The sequence below is a fragment of the Microbispora hainanensis genome (assembly GCF_036186745.1).
In the GTDB taxonomy this organism is placed as follows: Bacteria; Actinomycetota; Actinomycetes; order Streptosporangiales; family Streptosporangiaceae; genus Microbispora.
Genome location: NZ_CP108086.1, coordinates 3,135,014 through 3,150,820, shown reverse-complemented (window position 1 = coordinate 3,150,820; position 15,807 = coordinate 3,135,014). Strand labels below are relative to the sequence as shown.

Sequence of the window (15,807 nt, the reverse complement as noted above, 5' to 3'; positions counted from 1 at the left end):
CCCCCTGGAGATCCTCGTGCGCATCACTCGACATCGGCGCTGGCTCGCGGCCGGGCTGGCCGCGGCGCTGAGCGTCCTCGGAGTCGTGACCGCCGGCTCGGCTCGCGCCGCCGCGGGCTGCCGGGTCACCTACACCGTGACCAGCCAGTGGCAGGGCGGCTTCGGCGCCAACGTGGACGTGGTGAACCTGGGTGACCCGATCAACGGCTGGAGCCTGACCTGGTCGTTTCCGGCCGGGCAGACGATCAGCCAGCTGTGGAACGGCAACTACACCCAGTCGGGCGCCCAGGTCACGGTGACCAACGCCTCCTACAATGGCGGCATCCCGACCGGCGGAAGCACGTCGTTCGGCTTCAACGGCGCCTGGACCTCGTCGAATCCGGTGCCGGCGAGCTTCGCGCTGAACGGCACCACCTGCAGCGGGACCGTCACCAGTCCCAGTGCCAGTCCCAGCGCCAGTCCATCGGTGTCTCCCTCGCCGAGCCCCTCGCCGTCGCCCTCGGCTTCGCCGTCTGTTTCACCGTCTGTTTCGCCGTCGCCGTCGCCGAGTCCGACGAGCGGGCCGTGGCCGCCGTCGTCGACCTATTCCAACCCGGTGTTGTGGGAGGACCTGGCCGACATCGACGTCTTCCGGGTGGACGACACCTATTACTACTCGGCCTCCACGATGCACTACTCGCCCGGCGCGCCGATCCTGCGCTCCTACGACCTGGTCAACTGGGAGTACGCCGGACACTCGGTGCCCACGCTCGACTTCGGGTCCAAATACGACCTGAACGGCGGGCGGGCCTACGTCAACGGGATCTGGGCGTCGTTCCTGAACTACCGCCCGAGCAACAAGACCTTCTACTGGGGCGGCTGCATCGACTTCAGCAAGACCTACATCTACACCGCGACCTCGGTCGAAGGCCCCTGGAACCGGCACACCACGATCAACAAGTGCTACTACGACGCCGGGCTGCTCGTCGACGACAACGACACCATGTACGTCGCCTACGGCAACACCCAGATCAGCGTCGCCCAACTGTCGGCCGACGGCAAGAGCGAGGTCCGCAGCCAGCAGGTGTTCTCCACCCCCTCCAGCGTGGGCACCCTGGAAGGGTCGCGGATGTACAAGCGCAACGGCGCCTACTACATCTTCCTGACCCGCCCGGCCAACGGGCAGTACGTGCTGAAGTCCACCAACGGTCCCTTCGGCCCGTACGAGATGCGCCAGGTGCTGCTCAACATGGGCGGCCCGGTCTCCGGCGGCGGCGTGCCGCACCAGGGCGGGCTGGTCCAGACCCAAAACGGCGCCTGGTACTACATGGCCTTCCAGGACGCCTACCCCGGCGGCCGCATCCCCGTGCTGGCCCCCATCACCTGGACCTCCGACGGCTGGCCCACCGTCCAGACCGTGAACGGCGCCTGGGGCGGCTCCTACCCCTACCCCAACGTGCCGCGCCCGCCCCGGCAGGTCAAGCCCCCGACCGGGACCGACACCTTCACCGGCAGCCGGCTCGGCCCCGAGTGGGAGTGGAACCACAACCCCGACACCAGCAGATACAGCGTCGGCAACGGGCTGCGCCTGCAGACCGCCACCGTCACCAACGACCTCTACTCGGCCCGCAACACCCTGACCCACCGCATCCTGGGCCCGTCCTCGACCGCGACGATCGAGCTCGACTACGCGTCCATGCGCGACGGCGACCGGGCCGGGCTGGCGATGCTGCGCGACTCCTCGGCCTGGATCGGCGTCAGGCGTGACAACGGCCAGACCCGCCTGGTGGCGACCAACAACCTGACCATGAACAGTAGTTGGCAGACCACCAGCACCGGCACCGAAGTGGCCTCCACGCCCGTGTCCGGCGGCAGGATCTGGCTACGGGTCAACGCCGACATCCGCCCCGGCAGCGGCCGCCAGGCCCGCTTCTCCTACAGCACCGACGGAGTGAACTTCACCTCGTTCGGGCCCGCCTTCACCATGGGCAACGCCTGGCAGTTCTTCATGGGCTACCGATTCGCCATCTTCAACTACGCCACCCAATCCCTCGGCGGCGCGGTCACCGTCAACCGCTTCGACCTCACCACACCCTGACACCGAAGCACCCTGACCCCCGAAGCACCCTGACCCATGAAGCCCTACTCGACGGCCCGGCGGTAGGTGCACACCTGCACGCCGGTGCCGCCGGTGGCCGCGAAGACGAGTTCGAACCTGCGCCGCAGGCCGCCGTCCGGGAAGATCGTCTTCCCGCCGCCGAGGAGCACCGGCATGACGATCAGCCGGAGCTCGTCGACCAGGTCCTCGTGCAGGAGGGTGCGCACGAGGCTCGGGCTGCCCATGACGACCAGGTCGCCGTCGCCCGTGTCCCGCAGTTCGCGGATGCGGGCGACGGCGGTGTCGCCGGGGATTCGCGTGGTGTTCCAGGTCATCTCGTCGTCGCCCAGCGTCTCGGACACCACGTATTTCGGCATCGCGTTCATCTTGTCGGCGAACGGGTCACCGGCCCGCCCGGGCCAGGCGGCGGCCATGTTCTGCCAGGTCCGGCGGCCGTAGAGCAGCCCCTCCGCCTTGCTCACCGTGGCGTCGAAGGCGCCGCCGACGGTCTCCGGGTCGAAGAACGGGTGTGTCCAGCCGCCGTGCGCGAAGCCGCCGTCGGTGTCCTCCTCGGGACCGCCCGGTGCCTGCACGACGCCGTCCAGGCTCATGAACTCGATGACCACGATGCGCATGGCGCTGCTCCTCTGTGTCCGTGGGCCGTCGTCGGCTCCGTCGTGACTCCCACGGTGTCACCGACAAATAAAATTGTCAAGACAACGCAATGCTTCGGATATGCGAGGCGACGGTGACCGGGGGCCGGCCGAGCACCCGTTCGAGATCATCGGTCTGCTGCTCCAGCAGCCCCGCACGTATCTGCGCGTTGATCCAGCTCATCGGGCCCGGCCCGGCGTCGGGCACCTCGCGGTAGGGCACGCCGAGCGCCTCGGCCACCTCGGGATGGGTCCACAGCGGCCCGGTGAAGTCGTACGCCCGGCCCAGATGCCCCTCACCGGTCAGCACGTTGGCCGCCGCCTCCGCGAGATCCGAGCGGAACGCCGTGTTCAGGCCGCGCCCGCCCGTGCTGCCGGTGATCTCGCCGTCGACCACCCGGGGGACGAACGCGTCGCTGTAGAAGGGATGGCGCAGGAACGTGTACGGCAGGCCGCTGCTGATCAGGGCCTGCTCGGTCGCGTGATAGGCCTCCGTCATGCCGGTCGCGCCATCGCCGGCCCCCAGGAAGCTGGTGAAGACGACCGCGCCGACGCCGGCCTCCTTGGCGGCGGTCACCGCGTTCAGGTGCTGCCGGATCCTGCGGGGAGTGTCGAGCTCCGGAGACGAGATCAGGAGGAGACGGGCGGCCCCGTCGAACGCCTCGCGCAGGCTCGCCGGGTCGTCGTAGTCACCGCGGCGTGCCGGCACGCCCTCGGGTGCGCGTTCGAGGTCGCGCACCGCGGCCACCACCTCCGTCGTACGGGTGCGTAGGGACTCGATGACGAGGCGGCCGAGCGCGCCGGAAGCGGCCGAAATAACGATCATCGGCCAAGTAGACTCCCCGCTGTCTCGGCCCTGCCACTGGTTTTCCGGCCACTGGTTTTCCGCGCACTGCTTCTCGCCGGGGGACGGAAGCGGGCGCGGTAGTCGTCCCAGTTCCAGGTGGTCAGGAAGGCCGCCCCGGCCGTCCGGCCGTTGAGATAGAGGTCGAGCTTCTGCCGTTCGTCGAGGCCGAAGTCGACCACCCCCACGCTCTCGGTGTCCACCTGGATGGTGCGTGCCCTGACCCAGGGCTGGTCCAGGTACGTCTGGTCGTGGCCGACGATCGCGGTCCCGACCAGCGACGCCAGCAGCCGCAGCGCGGGCAGGTGCGGAGCCCCGGCGAGCGGCAGCCTGAGCGTGTCCTCCCGGAACGCGGGGAGCAGCTTGACCCCGAACGTCGGCCAGCGCGGCTGCTCCCCGTCGGTCCGGTCGAGCGTGTCGATGGGGAAGTTGGACAGCACCCCGCCGTCCACCAGGGTCGACACCAGCCCCGTGCCGGGATTGGTGATCGTGACGGGCTCGAAGAAGAAGGGGATCGACATCGAGGCGCGGACCGCGTCGGCCACCCGCTGCCTGCCGGGCTCCGCCACGCCGTACACGCTCCGGTAGTCCCACGGCAGGCGCACCAGCCGGCCGAGGGTGACGTCCGTGGCCGTCACCACCAGGCTGTAGCGCTGGTCTTCGCCCATCCAGGGCGCCGGGTCGTCGAGCGCCAAGTCGTCGAACGTCTCGACGCCCAGGCCGGCCAGCTCGTTGCCCAGCCACTCCCGCAGGTAGTCGCCTTCGAACACACCCCGTTCGAACAGCAGGGACAGCAGCGAGAACCCCCTGCCGACCAGCGGGACGCGCTCCACGGCTGACGCGTCCCTGAACCTGCGGTAGTCGACCTGGAACAGGAGGTCGCGCATGTGCTCCGGCCGCATCCCGGCCGCGGCCAGCGCTCCCACCACCGCCCCCGCGGAGGTGCCGGCGACCCGGGTGCCCGCGGCCCGTCCGAACCGATAGCCGGCGGCGTGCAGCTCGTGCAGCGCGCCGACCAGACCGACGCCCTTGACGCCGCCGCCCTCCAGCACCAGGTCGGCGCGCTTGTCCGTCCCGCTGTTCGCCCTGCTGTTCGCCCTGCTGTCCGTCTCGTTGCTCGCCCCGTGGTCCGTCCTGTCGTTCGCCCTATCGTTCGCCCTGTTGGTCGCCCTGTTGGTCGCCCCCGCCATCGGTGCCCGCCCTTCTTCCGGCCGTCCTCACCCGGATCTACCGCGTTCGGACGGCCGGGGCCCCGGCGCCGCACCGTTGCGACCGAACCCTCATTCCTCCTTGTCCTGCTCCCTGTCCTGGGGATACCAGCGCAGTTCGATGACGTTGCCGTCGGGATCCTTCAGATAGACCGAGGTGGCGACGCCGCGCGCGCCGAACCGGGGGCCGGGTCCGTCGATGACGGTGAAGGCGCCGGAGTCGATGACCTCCTGCCAGTCCAGCGGCTCGACGACCAGGCAGAAGTGGTCGACGTTCGGCTCGCCGCGCTCGCCGCGCAGCAGGTCGATGATGGTGTCCGGCGACACCCGCACCGAGGGGAACGGCACCTTCCCGGCCCGCCACTCGTCGACCCGCACCGGTTCGAGGCCGAGGACGTCGCAGTAGAACGCCAGCGACCGCTCGACGTCCGCCACGGTCAGCACCAGATGATCGAAACCCTTGACGCGCATGTTCGTTGTGCTCATGGATCCAACGATGCTCGTCGCGGCGGCCGGCACCAAGACCTGATCACGCTACGATCGTTGACTCCTGTTCAACGATCGGACTTCACATGCTCGAACGGCACGAGATCGAAACGTTCCTGACGCTGGCCGAGGAACTGCACTTCGGCCGTACGGCCGAGCGCCTGGGGGTCACGACCGGCCGGGTCAGCCACGTGATCAAGAAGCTGGAGCGGCGCATCGGCGCGCCGCTGTTCGAGCGCACGAGCCGGGTCGTCCGCCTCACCTCGATCGGGCGGCAACTCACCGACGACCTGGCGCCCCTGGCGGCCCAGATGGAGCCCGCCGTACGCCGGGCCGTCGAGGCGGGCCGCAAGGTCACCGGCCGGCTGCGCGTGGCCTTTCTCGGCGAGTGGACGGCGCCGGTGCTGCTGCGGGCCGTCGCCCTGTTCACCGAACGCCATCCGGACTGCGAGGTCGAGGTCCAGGAGGTGCAACTGTCCAACTCACGGGCGAGCCTCGTCGACGGCTCGGTGGACGTCCTCATCGCCTCCTATCCCTTCGACGGCATGGCCCGCGGGCCGGTCCTGCTGCGGGAGGCCCGCGTGCTGGCCGTGGCGGCCGGGCATCCGCTGGCCCGCGAGGAATCGGTGTCCCTGGAGGTCCTCGGCGACCACCCCGTGGTGCAGTACCCCTCGGTCACCTCCGCCGAGTTCAAGCGCGACCGTACGCCCACCCACACCCCGTCCGGCCGCCCCGTGCCGCCGGGACCGGCGGGCGGCACGTTCTCGGAGATGCTCTCCCTCGTCGCCATGGGCAAGGGGGTGCTGCCGGTGGGCGAGCACAGCCGCACGTACTATCCCCGCCCCGACATCGCGTACGTGCCCATCCGGGACGCGCCGCCGATCGAACGCGGACCGGTGTGGCGGGCGACCAACACGACCGCGCGCGTACGGGAGTTCGTGCGGGCCGCGGCCGATTCGGCATCGCCTCTTCTATAACAGGTTGCGGTTGCGGTAGAAGATCACTAGTACCATTTCTCCTCTTTTCGAGGTACACGTGAGAAAGATCCTCCGAGTGGCCGCGGCCCACACGTTCGCCGCCGCCGCCGTCTTCACCGCTCTGTCCGCTCCCGCGAACGCCGACACTCCCGAGAGCGACGCCCAAATCGCCGCCGAGTGGCAGACCGCCTGGGACACCTACCACTTCACCGACACCACACCGCCCGCGCCCGGCTCGGGCCGGAGCCAGATCACGAACAGCATCTCGGTCGACATCGACTCGCCGATGCCGCTGACCTTCAACAAGTACTCGAACTTCAACAACCACATCGGCAAGAACCCGTTCCTGAAGCGGGTCATCACGCACAAGGAGTGCAAGAAGGGCTCCACGACCTACCGCAACCTCACGGCGATCGAAGAGATCCCGTACGAGGGCACGATCGTGGTCAGCAAGACCCACGCGCAGCAGCGGCTCCACCGGAACGGGTTCTACTACGAGACCGACAGCTGGTCGGAGCCCAACGTGGTCACGCACCAGAAGATCGACTTCAAGGCGCTGCCCGGCGGGAAGACCCGCGTCACGGAGAAGCTCACCTTCGAGGCGGACTCCTCGCTGATCGACTTCGTCGCCGCGAACGGCACCGCCTCGCACCAGCAGTTGCAGCAGGCCCTCAAGCAGGCGATCGAAAGCGGCGAGCTCTGATCCCCGCGCATCACTGAAAGACGGGCGTCTTCCCTTTTCGCGGGAGACGCCCGTCCCCTGTCAATGGCCGGTTCAGCGGCTTCAGCGGCTTATGACTTGCGGCTTGTGGCGTTTGTAGCTCTTGCGACCTCAGTGGCCGACACTGCGGCCTCTGTCCTCCGCGGCCCGCAGGTTCTGGTTGATCGAGCAGTTATCGATACCGCCCCTGCAGTTGCCACTGAGGGAGTTGGTGAAGACGCTGACGCTCGACACCTGCTGCACACCGGCGAAGTCGACGGCGCTGTTGCCCGCGGGAGCCTGCACATTACGCCTGCCCATGTTGAGCTGATAGGGCGGGCTGCTGATCGTCGGCGCGTTGGCGGTGTTCATGCCGGACGTACGCTGCGTACCCCCGCCGCCCCTACCGTGGCCGAAGCCGCCGCCGTGACCGCCACCCCCATGGCCGCCACCCCCGTTACCGCCGGCTCCGAAGGCGGCGAGACTGGCGTCGAGGCGAGCTCCGCCGTTACCGCGGCGCTTGCCCTTCTTGCCCTTGCCGTTCTTACCCTTCTTCCCCGCGATCTTCTTAGCCGCGATCTTCTTGGCCGCGCCCATCTTCGCCTGGCCGTTCTGGCCGAGCGTGTGCGGGGCGTGGCCGGCGGCCGGGACCGGCGCCGCCAGTGCCTGAGACGCTGCCACCACGCTCGGCATCACGATGAGGAGCGCGGCGACAGCCATACGCCGGGCGGACGCCGCCACGACGCGGGTTCTCCCTGCCCTCTTGTCGCCCATCCGTCCACACCTGCCTTTGCTTTGGTACACAAGCGACGCATCCGTCCCATACCCCGCGCTTCGTCTCTCTTCTCCCACTGGTGCGATGTGCTGTGTGGTTGCTGATGCCTTTTTTGCGCTGCGACGTCGCGGCAACGCTGCGCTCTCAAGGCGACGCTGAGCCCTCGGGGCGATGCTGTTGAACGGGCCGGTGTCCGCTGGGCCGGTGTCCGCCGGGCCGGTGTCCGCCGGGCCGCGCCGCCACATCACCGCGCCGCCTACAGGGGTTACCGGCACGCGACCGGCCGCGCTCCCAAGTTCGCCAAGCGCAACGCCCATCCGGCGTCGGCACGGTGTGACCAGTGGTGCCAGCACGGTGCGATCGGCCGCGCTCCCAAGTTCGCCAAGCGCAACGCCCATCCGGCGTCGGCACGGTGTGACCAGTGGTGCCAGCACGGTGGGATCGGCCGCGCTCCCAAGTTCGCCAAGCGCAACGCCCATCCGGCGTCGGCACTGTGTGACCAGTGGTGTCGGCAAGATGTGATCGGCCCCGCCATCACCCTGCCCCGCCACCGCGCCACCTCCGTCGTTCGCGGCGATCGATCCACTTCTCCCCTCAGTCGTGTAGTCGTGGGGCTCGTCCGAGGCGGTGGTAGGTGAAGGCCCAGCGGTCTTCGCCTACGTTGCGGCGGGTGTAGCGGTCGGGGTGCTGGTAGCGGTCGCGGTTGTGGAACTGGCAGGCCGGGCCCAGCAGCTTCAGGTCGGTGAGGCCGCCGGTGCTCCAGTTGTCGGCGTGGTCGATCTGGCACATGGTCGCCGGGAGGGGGCAGCCGTCGATCCAGCACGTGGCATACCGGGCGTAGATGGCCCGCCGCTGGGCAGGAGTCGCCAGGCGCACCTTGCGCCCCATGTCCAGCACCTGCCCCTCGGCGTTCATGACGATCCGCACCAGGGTCGAGGTCCGGGCGAGGCGGTGCACGCTGGAGACGGGCAGCACCTGCCCGGTCGCCAGCAACAACCCCGGCGCGGTCCCCGGTGCCATCCCCAACGACGCCCCCAGCAACGTGCCTGCCGACGCTCCCAACGCCGACCCCAAGAACGCCCCGGGCATCGCGCCCGCCGACGCACCCGGAGATCCCGGGGACCCACCTTGCGCCGTTCCCTGTGCCCCTCCTTGTGACGCCTCTTGCGCCGTCTCCGGCGTCCCTCGCCCGGCTCCCGCTGCTGTTCCCGGAGTTCCCGCTGCCTGCGTTGCGCACGAGCACCGCGCGTCGCCACTGCACCGCCACGCGCCTTGGCTGCCGCACCGGCACGTGCCCTGGCCATGCCGGCAGTCCCCCGCAGTCCGAGGCCCGGCGTGGGTGTGATGAGCGGAGACATCCTCGGGAGGAGGATCCGGCCGCGCCGAACTCGAAGCCGTCGCACCCGAAGGCACTGTGTCCGAAGGGGCTGTGTCCGAAGGGGCTGTGTGCCAATGCCCGCCACCGTGAGCAGGCCATGCTGACGCACCCCGCCGGGCGTGGGTTGCTCCGGACCAGGCCGCGCCGCGAACGCAGCCATCGCCCTCTGCAGGCGCGGTCGTGTCGCACTCGGCAGAGCGGGTGCTCGCGGTGTCGTCGTCCTCGGCGGAGTCGGCGTTCGCGGTGTGGTCGCCCTCGGCAGCGGCGGTGTTCGCGGTGCTGCGCGGCTCGCACTCCCCAGGCCGCCGCTCACCGGCCCCGCACTCACCGGCTCCCCAGCCACGAGGCTCCTCATCGCGAAGTCCGGTCGCGACGTCGCCGGAGCCAGCGGCAGGGTCGGTGGCGGGGACAGCCTCAGCAGTGTCGAGCTCGTCCAGGGTCTCGGGGCCGTCGGTGCCGCCCGCAGCACCCGGGTCGCCCATCACGTCGGAGACGGCGTCGTCGGCCTGGCTGGGGTCGTCGGCGCTTCCGGTGGCGTCGGGGGCGTAGGCGTTGGTGTCGTCGGCGCTCTCCGCACCGGCATCTGCCCCGGCCTCGCCAGGAGCACGGTCGCCCGTGTCGTCCCGGCCTTCCTCGAAGCCCCCGGCATCCCGCGCGTTTTCGGCGTGGTCGGCGGTGTCGTCGGCGCTCTCCGCACCGGCATCTGCCCCGGCCTCGCCGGGAGCACGGTCGCCCGTGTCGTCCCGGCCTTCCTCGAAGCCCCCGACATCCCGCGCGTCTCCGGCGTGGTCGGCGGTGTCGTCGGCCTGGCTCGGCTCGTCAGTGGTTCCGGTGGTGTCGGGGACGTAGTCACTGGAGGCGCTGTCGCCGAGGTCTGCGAAGTGGTCGCTGACCTCGTCGTCGGCGGCAGGGTCAGCGGGGTCTTGGGTGGCCGGGTCGGGGTCGTCGGTGGCCGGGTCGGCGGGGTATGGGTTGTCGTCGGTGGTTTCGGGGTCTGCGGTGGTTTCGGGGTCGGTGGGGAGGGATTCGGCGCTGACCACGACGAGGAGCTCGGCGGCGATCTTCTGCTCCAGCAGGGCGATCAAGGCGTCGGCCTGGCGCACCGTCAGCGGGCGGTCATCACCCTGTGCCCTCAGCTTGGCGTACGCCTGCAACAACGCCATCAACCGGGCGCCGGCCTCACGCGGCAGGTAGAACTCCCCTTCCACGCCGCCGCCCTTGCCCGGGCGGACCCGCAGGAACCGCCGCCCGTAATCGGCCCGCTCATCCCGCTCATCCCCATCGGGGTCCAGCACCGCCCGCAGATGGCGGCCGGCCTTGGCGACCTCCGCCGCCCCCGCTTTACTGGCCAGGTCCACCAAGATCGGCTCCGCCAAGGTGGCCTGCTCGTCGGTCAGTCCGGCCACAGCGGCGCAGATGGCCTCCACCACCCCGGCCGCCAGCTCACCCGTGGCGAACTTCTCCCGCACCTTGGGGAGGCGCGGCAGTTCCGCCCCCAACGTGAGCAGGCGGCCCGCACCCCCCACCGTCATCCCCCCACTCGTGCGCAACCAACACCGGGTGGAGGCATGCCCATGCTGCCTGGCCTGCCCCGCACGATGCACCCGCCCCACCCGATCGGCCAGCGCGCAGGTGATCCGATCCCGGGCGAACAGCAACTCCTCCGCCTCGGCCAGGCACACATCCACGTCATCGGGAAGCGGGGTCAGCGCCAGCTCTTGGGCCACCTCACGAACCGACCCCACCACCACCCACGACGACCGCACACCACCCCGACCACGACCACCCGAATCGGAGGCACCTGCGCCCGCACCCGGGCCGGCCGCGCCAGTGCCGTTCGTGCCAGCAGCGTCCGCGCCATCGGCAGCACCACGCGCGGCACCAAAGCCAGCGCCAGCAGCGCCAGCAGCGTCCGGGCCACTGGTATCTGCACCGTCGGCAGCTCCACGCGCGGCATTCGCGCCAGCGCCGTTCGTGCCACCCACATTCGCACCGGCGAATGCCGCACGATCGGCAACCCCACAGGCGGCACGCGCGTCAGATCCCGCGCTGTCGGCGGTCCAACACGCGGCGTTCGCGCCAGCGCCGTCCATGCCAGCGGCATTCGCACCGTCGGCAGCTCCACGGGCGGCACCCGCGTCAGATCCCGCGTCAGATCCCGCACTGTCGGCGGTCCAACACGCGGCATCCGCGCCAGCGCCGTCCATGCCAGCGGCATTCGCACCGGCGGCGTCCCTACGCCTGGGATCCGCACCATCGCTACCCGCGTTGTCGGGATCGGTGCCCGAGACGTCCGCCCCTGGGCCGCTCGTGGTCTCGGTGCTGGGCGCGTCGGCGCGCTGCCGGGGCCCGAAGTTGATGATCGGGAAGGGCTCGCGGGCGGACGACCCGTCGGACGACCACAGCGGCGAATTGGCGATCAGACGGTCCCACCACTCACCGTCGTCAGGGCCATTCGAATGACGATGGTGCTCAGGATCGATGTCGAACAGATCCATCACACCTCCTCACTCGATTCGAAATCCTGTTTGAATTATCTCTTACTCTCCTCACTCTTAGCAACCGGACGACCCGGTTCAGTTGGGGCCACAGACTTGCGGCGCAGCGGGCGTGGGAGAGCCCGGATGCGATGAGGACGGGGTAGAGCAGCCGGGATCGGCGGGGTCGCGCTGAGCACGCTCACCGCACCGCCGCACACTTACCGCAGCGGCCCGCACTCCCGCCCCGCGCTCACTGCGGCGCCTCGTAATCGCCACACCGCCCGCATTCCCGCCCCGCACCGACCGCACCGCCGCGTCGCCGCACTGTCCCGCGCCGACTACGACGCCGCGAGCTGAGCCCTGCGCACTCTCCGGAGCGCCCTGCTGCGGCATGACGAGCGGCGGCGCGCGTACGCGGAGCTTTGTGAACGCCACCGCGCTGCGGGAGAGAGAACGGCTACAGCGGTCGGCTATAGCCGGTCTTGGCGGGGCAGCACCACCTCGCGGGCCAGGAGGAGCAGGGCCGCCGCGAGCGGGATGCCGAGCAGGGCCCCGACGATGCCGAGGAGCGCCCCGCCGAGCAAAGCCCCGACGATGGTCGCCACGGGCGGCACGTCGACGGACGACTTGAACACCTTCGGGGAGATCCAGTAGTTCTCGACCTGCTGGTAGACGACGAAGAAGACCACGCAGGCGATGCCGACCTGTACGGAGGAGAGGAAGCCCACCCCGGAGGCCACGACCGCGCCGATGACCGCGCCGACCAGCGGGATCAGGTCGGTGACCGCGACGAAGATGGCCAGGGCGAGCGCGTACGGCACGTTCAGCATGGCCAGGAACAGGTAGGTCACCACACCGGCGATCAGCGAGATGATCAGGTTGCCCGCGACGTAGCCGCCGATCTGGTTGATGATCTCGTCCCCGAGCAGGCGGACCCGAGTGCGGCGTGAGCGGGGCACGAACCGGTAGGCCGTCTCCTTCATGGAGTTGAGCGACCCGAGGAAGTAGAGCGTGAGCACGAGCACGGTGAAGGCGCTGAACAGCGCGCTGATCACGACGCTCGCCACGCCGAGGAGGCCGCCGAACATCTGGGTGGCCAGCCCGCCGCCCGCGACGTACTGCTGGATCTTGTCGAGGATCTGGTAGCGCTCGTCCACCGAGCGGATGAGCGGGTGGTTCTGGAGCTGCTGCACGTAGTCGGGCAGGTGCCGGGCGAACCCGGTGGTCTGTTCGGTGAGGGGCGGCACGACCGCGAGCCCGAAGACCACGAAGAACGCGATGACCGACCCGAACACGATCGTGATCGCGAGGCGGCGGGACAGGTTGCTTCGCTGGAGCGCCTCGACCGCGGGATTGAGTCCGATGGCCAGGAACAGCGAGACCACGATCAGCACGATCGCCGAGCCCGCGCCGGCGATCGCCTGCACCAGGAGCCATGCGGTGAGCACGCCGAGCGCGCCGGTCAGGCCGAACATGAACGGGTTGCTGCGCAGCGGGCGTCCCGGGAGGCCGAACGGCCGGTCGGACGCCACGGCACCGGCGGCACCGGCGGCGCCGGCGGCGCCGGCGACATCGGCGGCATCGGCGGCACGGCCGACAACATCAGCACCGTCGGCGAAATCAGCACCGTCGGCACGATCGGCATGATCGGTGCGGTCGACGCCGGTCGGCTCCGGCGCCGGATCGGGCGTCATTTCCCCCTGGCCGGGGAGCGAGGGGAACACGCTGGAGATGCCGCTTCCTGGGGACAGACCGCTGTCGGACACGCCTCTCCTGCTGCCCTATGAAGGTCACTTGACACGGATTTATCCGGACAAGTCCCGCAGATGGCGCTCGATCGCTCCGTTGACCTCGGCACCCAGCAGCACGATCAGCGAAATACAGCCAGAGCGTGAGTACGGCCGCGACCGCGCCGTACGTCCAGCCGAAGCGGCCGAAGCCGGTCACGAAGATCGACAGACCGGCCGAGACCAGCACCAGGGCGGGCATGGCGAGCCCCAGGCCCCAGGCGACCGACCGCCACTGCGACTCGCGACGACTGCCGGGGACATGCCGCTAGAGCAGCGCCGGCCCCACCCCGATGAACAGGACGAGCGCCGCCCAGCGCGCCACAGAGACGGCGGCCCTGGCCACCCGGCCGCGGCCGAGGTGTTCCAGCACGACCGGGAACGCGGCGACGAGCGCGAGCAACACCGGCACTCCGGCGATCGCCGCGAGCGTGTAGAGCAGCGCCGGCAGGCGGCTGCCGATCGGGCCGTGGCTCTCCCTGCCTCCGAGCACCGCGTTCAGGCACCGCATGAGCGCCTGGACGGCCCTCGACGATGCCCACAGCAGGGCGACCAGCAGGTGGGCGACGGCCGCACCCGCCCGGCGATCGTCTTCCAGTGTTCCGCCGGCACTCTCATGACGCGAGGCGCCGATGCGACGCCCGGGCGGCCCACAGCAGCGCGGCGCCCGCGAAGTAGACGGCGAACCACACGGCGAAGCGGGCGGGGAGCATCGGCGCGGGCAGGCCCTGCGAGCCGGTGAGCGCCACACCGAGCAGGCCCGCGACGACCAGACCGGCTCCCGCCAGGGTCGCGGCCGACGTCGAGGCCCCCGCCCTCCCGGCGCTCGACGCCGGCAAAGCACCCCCGCGCCTCTCAACCGCGTGCCGTTCGAACCGGGCGAACACGGCGACGAGCACCGCGAGGGTCGCCGTCAGGAAAGCGATCCAGGGCACGCGCAGCAGCAGCCAGGCGGCCGATCCGGGAGGCGGCTGCGGCAGCAGGCCGGTGACATAGAGCGCGAGCACGGCGATCACGACGGCCGTCATGTGCCAGAGGAACACCGTCATGATCACGGAGTTGGCCGCGACGACGGCCGCCCACGGGCGCGTACGGCGCAGCAGGCGACCACCATGCTCGTGCAGGAGCAGTGCGACCCCCGTCTGCGCGACCGCGAGGGCGAGCAGCGCGAGCGTCGGCGGCGAGGTGTTCTGCAGGCGGGCGCCGGGGTCGGTCACCATGCTGACCGCGTACGGCCCCGGGACGGTGAGCAGCACCAGCGCCGCCAGGCCGCCCACGATCATGGGTACGGCCACGCGGGGCCGGGCGGACAGGGCTCCCTCCCGCCAGGCGATGCCGAGCTGGTAGACCGCCGCCCAGGCCAGCAGATAGTTGGCCGCGCCGAACACGCCGGGACCGCCGAGCAACCGGGCCGCGTCGCCGAACGCCACCGCCACCGCGAGAACCACGGGCACCGCGAGGCCCGCCCTGCGGTGCAGCGCGAGCAGGATCGGGGTGAGCAGGACGACCGTGACGTACGCGATGAGGAACCACAACGGCAGGCAGGCGAGCCAGACCGCCATGCCCACGGTGGCGGGGTCGGCGCCGAGGAGGAGCGCGAGCAGGGCCGCGCCGCCCAGCGTGAGCAGGAACGCCGTCGTCGGGCGGATCAGCCGGTCGGTGCGGGACAGGAACCAGCCGATCGCGTCGCCGCCCCGCCGCCGGCAGGAGTCGAGCGAGGCGGCTCCCGCGAAGCCACCCACCAGGAAGAACACCGGCATGACCTGGAACAGCCAGGTGAGCGGCCTGGCCCAGGGGACGTACGCGAGGACCGTGTCGCCGCCGATGCGGTCGCGGTAGGTCACCACCACGGCAAGCCAGTGCCCGAGCACCACCAGCGCGATGGCGACGGCGCGCAGCAGGTCGATGTGACGGTCGCGGCCGGGCGGCGTGCGCTCCGCCGCACGTCGCAGGGGCGCGGACATCTAGTCGCTCTGGTGCTGCGGCTCGCTGATCTCCTTGACCACCGGCGTGAGCAGGTCGGCGCCGAGCTGGTGCATCTGGAGGAGCAGGTCGTCGACCGTCACCATGCCGACCACGCTCCCCTCGGCGGCCACCGGCAGCCTGCGGAAGGAGTGGCGGCGGAACACGTCGAAGGCCACCTCGACCTCGTCGTCCGCCTCCGCCATGACCACCTGCTCCGACATCACCTCGCCCACCGGCGTGTCCCCGCCCCTGTCCTGGGCGAGCACGCGTACGGCGAGGTCGCGGTCGGTCACCACGCCGGCGATGCCGGGCCCCTCCGACACCACGACGCAGCCGACGCCCGAGTAGTCCATGTGCCGCGCGACGTCCCGCACCGGCGTGATCGGCGGGACGACGACCACCGGCGTGGACATGACATCTTTGATCTTCATGCCGGCTCTCCCCTTCATACGGAAGTCCGCCCCGCTTAGTGACCTA

Annotated in this window: 15 protein-coding genes; 4 read left to right on the top strand and 11 right to left on the bottom strand. The window is 70.4% G+C overall.

Annotated features, from left to right (window positions below; all coding sequences use genetic code 11):
- Positions 1-16 precede the first annotated feature (16 nt).
- Positions 17-2,077: a family 43 glycosylhydrolase gene (locus OHB01_RS14930; RefSeq protein ID WP_328855533.1), complete on the top strand. Its 2,061-nt coding sequence runs from the start codon at positions 17-19 to the stop codon at positions 2,075-2,077.
- A gap of 44 nt (positions 2,078-2,121) precedes the next feature.
- Here OHB01_RS14930 and OHB01_RS14925 read toward each other — a convergent pair whose 3' ends face one another.
- The 4 genes from OHB01_RS14925 to OHB01_RS14910 form a co-directional block, all read right to left on the bottom strand.
- Positions 2,122-2,712 (bottom strand): dihydrofolate reductase family protein, encoded by a 591-nt coding sequence (locus OHB01_RS14925; protein WP_142652702.1) that lies wholly within the window; start codon positions 2,710-2,712, stop codon positions 2,122-2,124.
- Between the two features lie 76 nt (positions 2,713-2,788).
- On the bottom strand, positions 2,789-3,556 hold the full coding sequence (locus OHB01_RS14920) for an NAD(P)H-binding protein (RefSeq protein WP_185949117.1): 768 nt from the start codon (positions 3,554-3,556) through the stop codon (positions 2,789-2,791).
- The gene (locus OHB01_RS14915) at positions 3,553-4,764 is read right to left on the bottom strand and encodes a patatin-like phospholipase family protein (protein WP_328855532.1); all 1,212 of its coding nucleotides are present in this window, start codon (positions 4,762-4,764) and stop codon (positions 3,553-3,555) included. Before OHB01_RS14915 ends, OHB01_RS14920 begins: the two co-directional genes overlap by 4 nt.
- Positions 4,765-4,854: 90 nt before the next feature.
- On the bottom strand, positions 4,855-5,268 hold the full coding sequence (locus OHB01_RS14910) for a VOC family protein (protein ID WP_240972268.1): 414 nt from the start codon (positions 5,266-5,268) through the stop codon (positions 4,855-4,857).
- An 86-nt stretch (positions 5,269-5,354) separates the two neighbouring features.
- Between OHB01_RS14910 and OHB01_RS14905 the strand changes: the two genes are divergently transcribed.
- Both OHB01_RS14905 and OHB01_RS14900 read left to right on the top strand, forming a co-directional pair.
- Positions 5,355-6,245, top strand: coding sequence for a LysR family transcriptional regulator (locus OHB01_RS14905; protein WP_328855531.1), 891 nt, complete (start codon positions 5,355-5,357; stop codon positions 6,243-6,245).
- 58 nt (positions 6,246-6,303) lie between these two features.
- A complete protein-coding gene (locus OHB01_RS14900; RefSeq protein WP_142652705.1) occupies positions 6,304-6,948 on the top strand; it encodes a hypothetical protein in 645 nt (214 codons plus the stop codon).
- Positions 6,949-7,077: 129 nt separating this feature from the next.
- Here OHB01_RS14900 and OHB01_RS14895 read toward each other — a convergent pair whose 3' ends face one another.
- From OHB01_RS14895 to OHB01_RS14880, 4 genes are all read right to left on the bottom strand, one after another.
- The gene (locus OHB01_RS14895) at positions 7,078-7,686 is read right to left on the bottom strand and encodes a hypothetical protein (protein ID WP_328855530.1); all 609 of its coding nucleotides are present in this window, start codon (positions 7,684-7,686) and stop codon (positions 7,078-7,080) included.
- Between the two features lie 628 nt (positions 7,687-8,314).
- Positions 8,315-10,825, bottom strand: a complete 2,511-nt coding sequence (locus tag OHB01_RS14890; RefSeq protein WP_328855529.1) for a DUF222 domain-containing protein — start codon at positions 10,823-10,825, stop codon at positions 8,315-8,317.
- Entirely contained in the window at positions 10,804-11,046 is a 243-nt protein-coding gene (locus tag OHB01_RS14885; RefSeq protein WP_328855528.1) for a hypothetical protein, read from the bottom strand. The genes OHB01_RS14890 and OHB01_RS14885 overlap by 22 nt, the downstream gene beginning before the upstream one ends.
- A gap of 1,002 nt (positions 11,047-12,048) precedes the next feature.
- Positions 12,049-13,344: an AI-2E family transporter gene (locus OHB01_RS14880; RefSeq protein ID WP_328855527.1), complete on the bottom strand. Its 1,296-nt coding sequence runs from the start codon at positions 13,342-13,344 to the stop codon at positions 12,049-12,051.
- Between the two features lie 125 nt (positions 13,345-13,469).
- Between OHB01_RS14880 and OHB01_RS14875 the strand changes: the two genes are divergently transcribed.
- Entirely contained in the window at positions 13,470-13,637 is a 168-nt protein-coding gene (locus OHB01_RS14875; RefSeq protein WP_328708444.1) for a hypothetical protein, read from the top strand.
- Here OHB01_RS14875 and OHB01_RS14870 read toward each other — a convergent pair.
- From OHB01_RS14870 to OHB01_RS14860, 3 genes are all read right to left on the bottom strand, one after another.
- Complete coding sequence (locus tag OHB01_RS14870; protein ID WP_419197586.1) at positions 13,634-13,909, bottom strand: hypothetical protein; 276 nt, start codon at positions 13,907-13,909, stop codon at positions 13,634-13,636. The genes OHB01_RS14875 and OHB01_RS14870 overlap by 4 nt on opposite strands.
- 70 nt (positions 13,910-13,979) lie before the next feature.
- The gene (locus OHB01_RS14865; RefSeq protein ID WP_142651941.1) at positions 13,980-15,329 is read right to left on the bottom strand and encodes an acyltransferase family protein; all 1,350 of its coding nucleotides are present in this window, start codon (positions 15,327-15,329) and stop codon (positions 13,980-13,982) included.
- Positions 15,330-15,761, bottom strand: coding sequence for a CBS domain-containing protein (locus tag OHB01_RS14860; protein WP_142651942.1), 432 nt, complete (start codon positions 15,759-15,761; stop codon positions 15,330-15,332).
- Positions 15,762-15,807 lie beyond the last annotated feature (46 nt).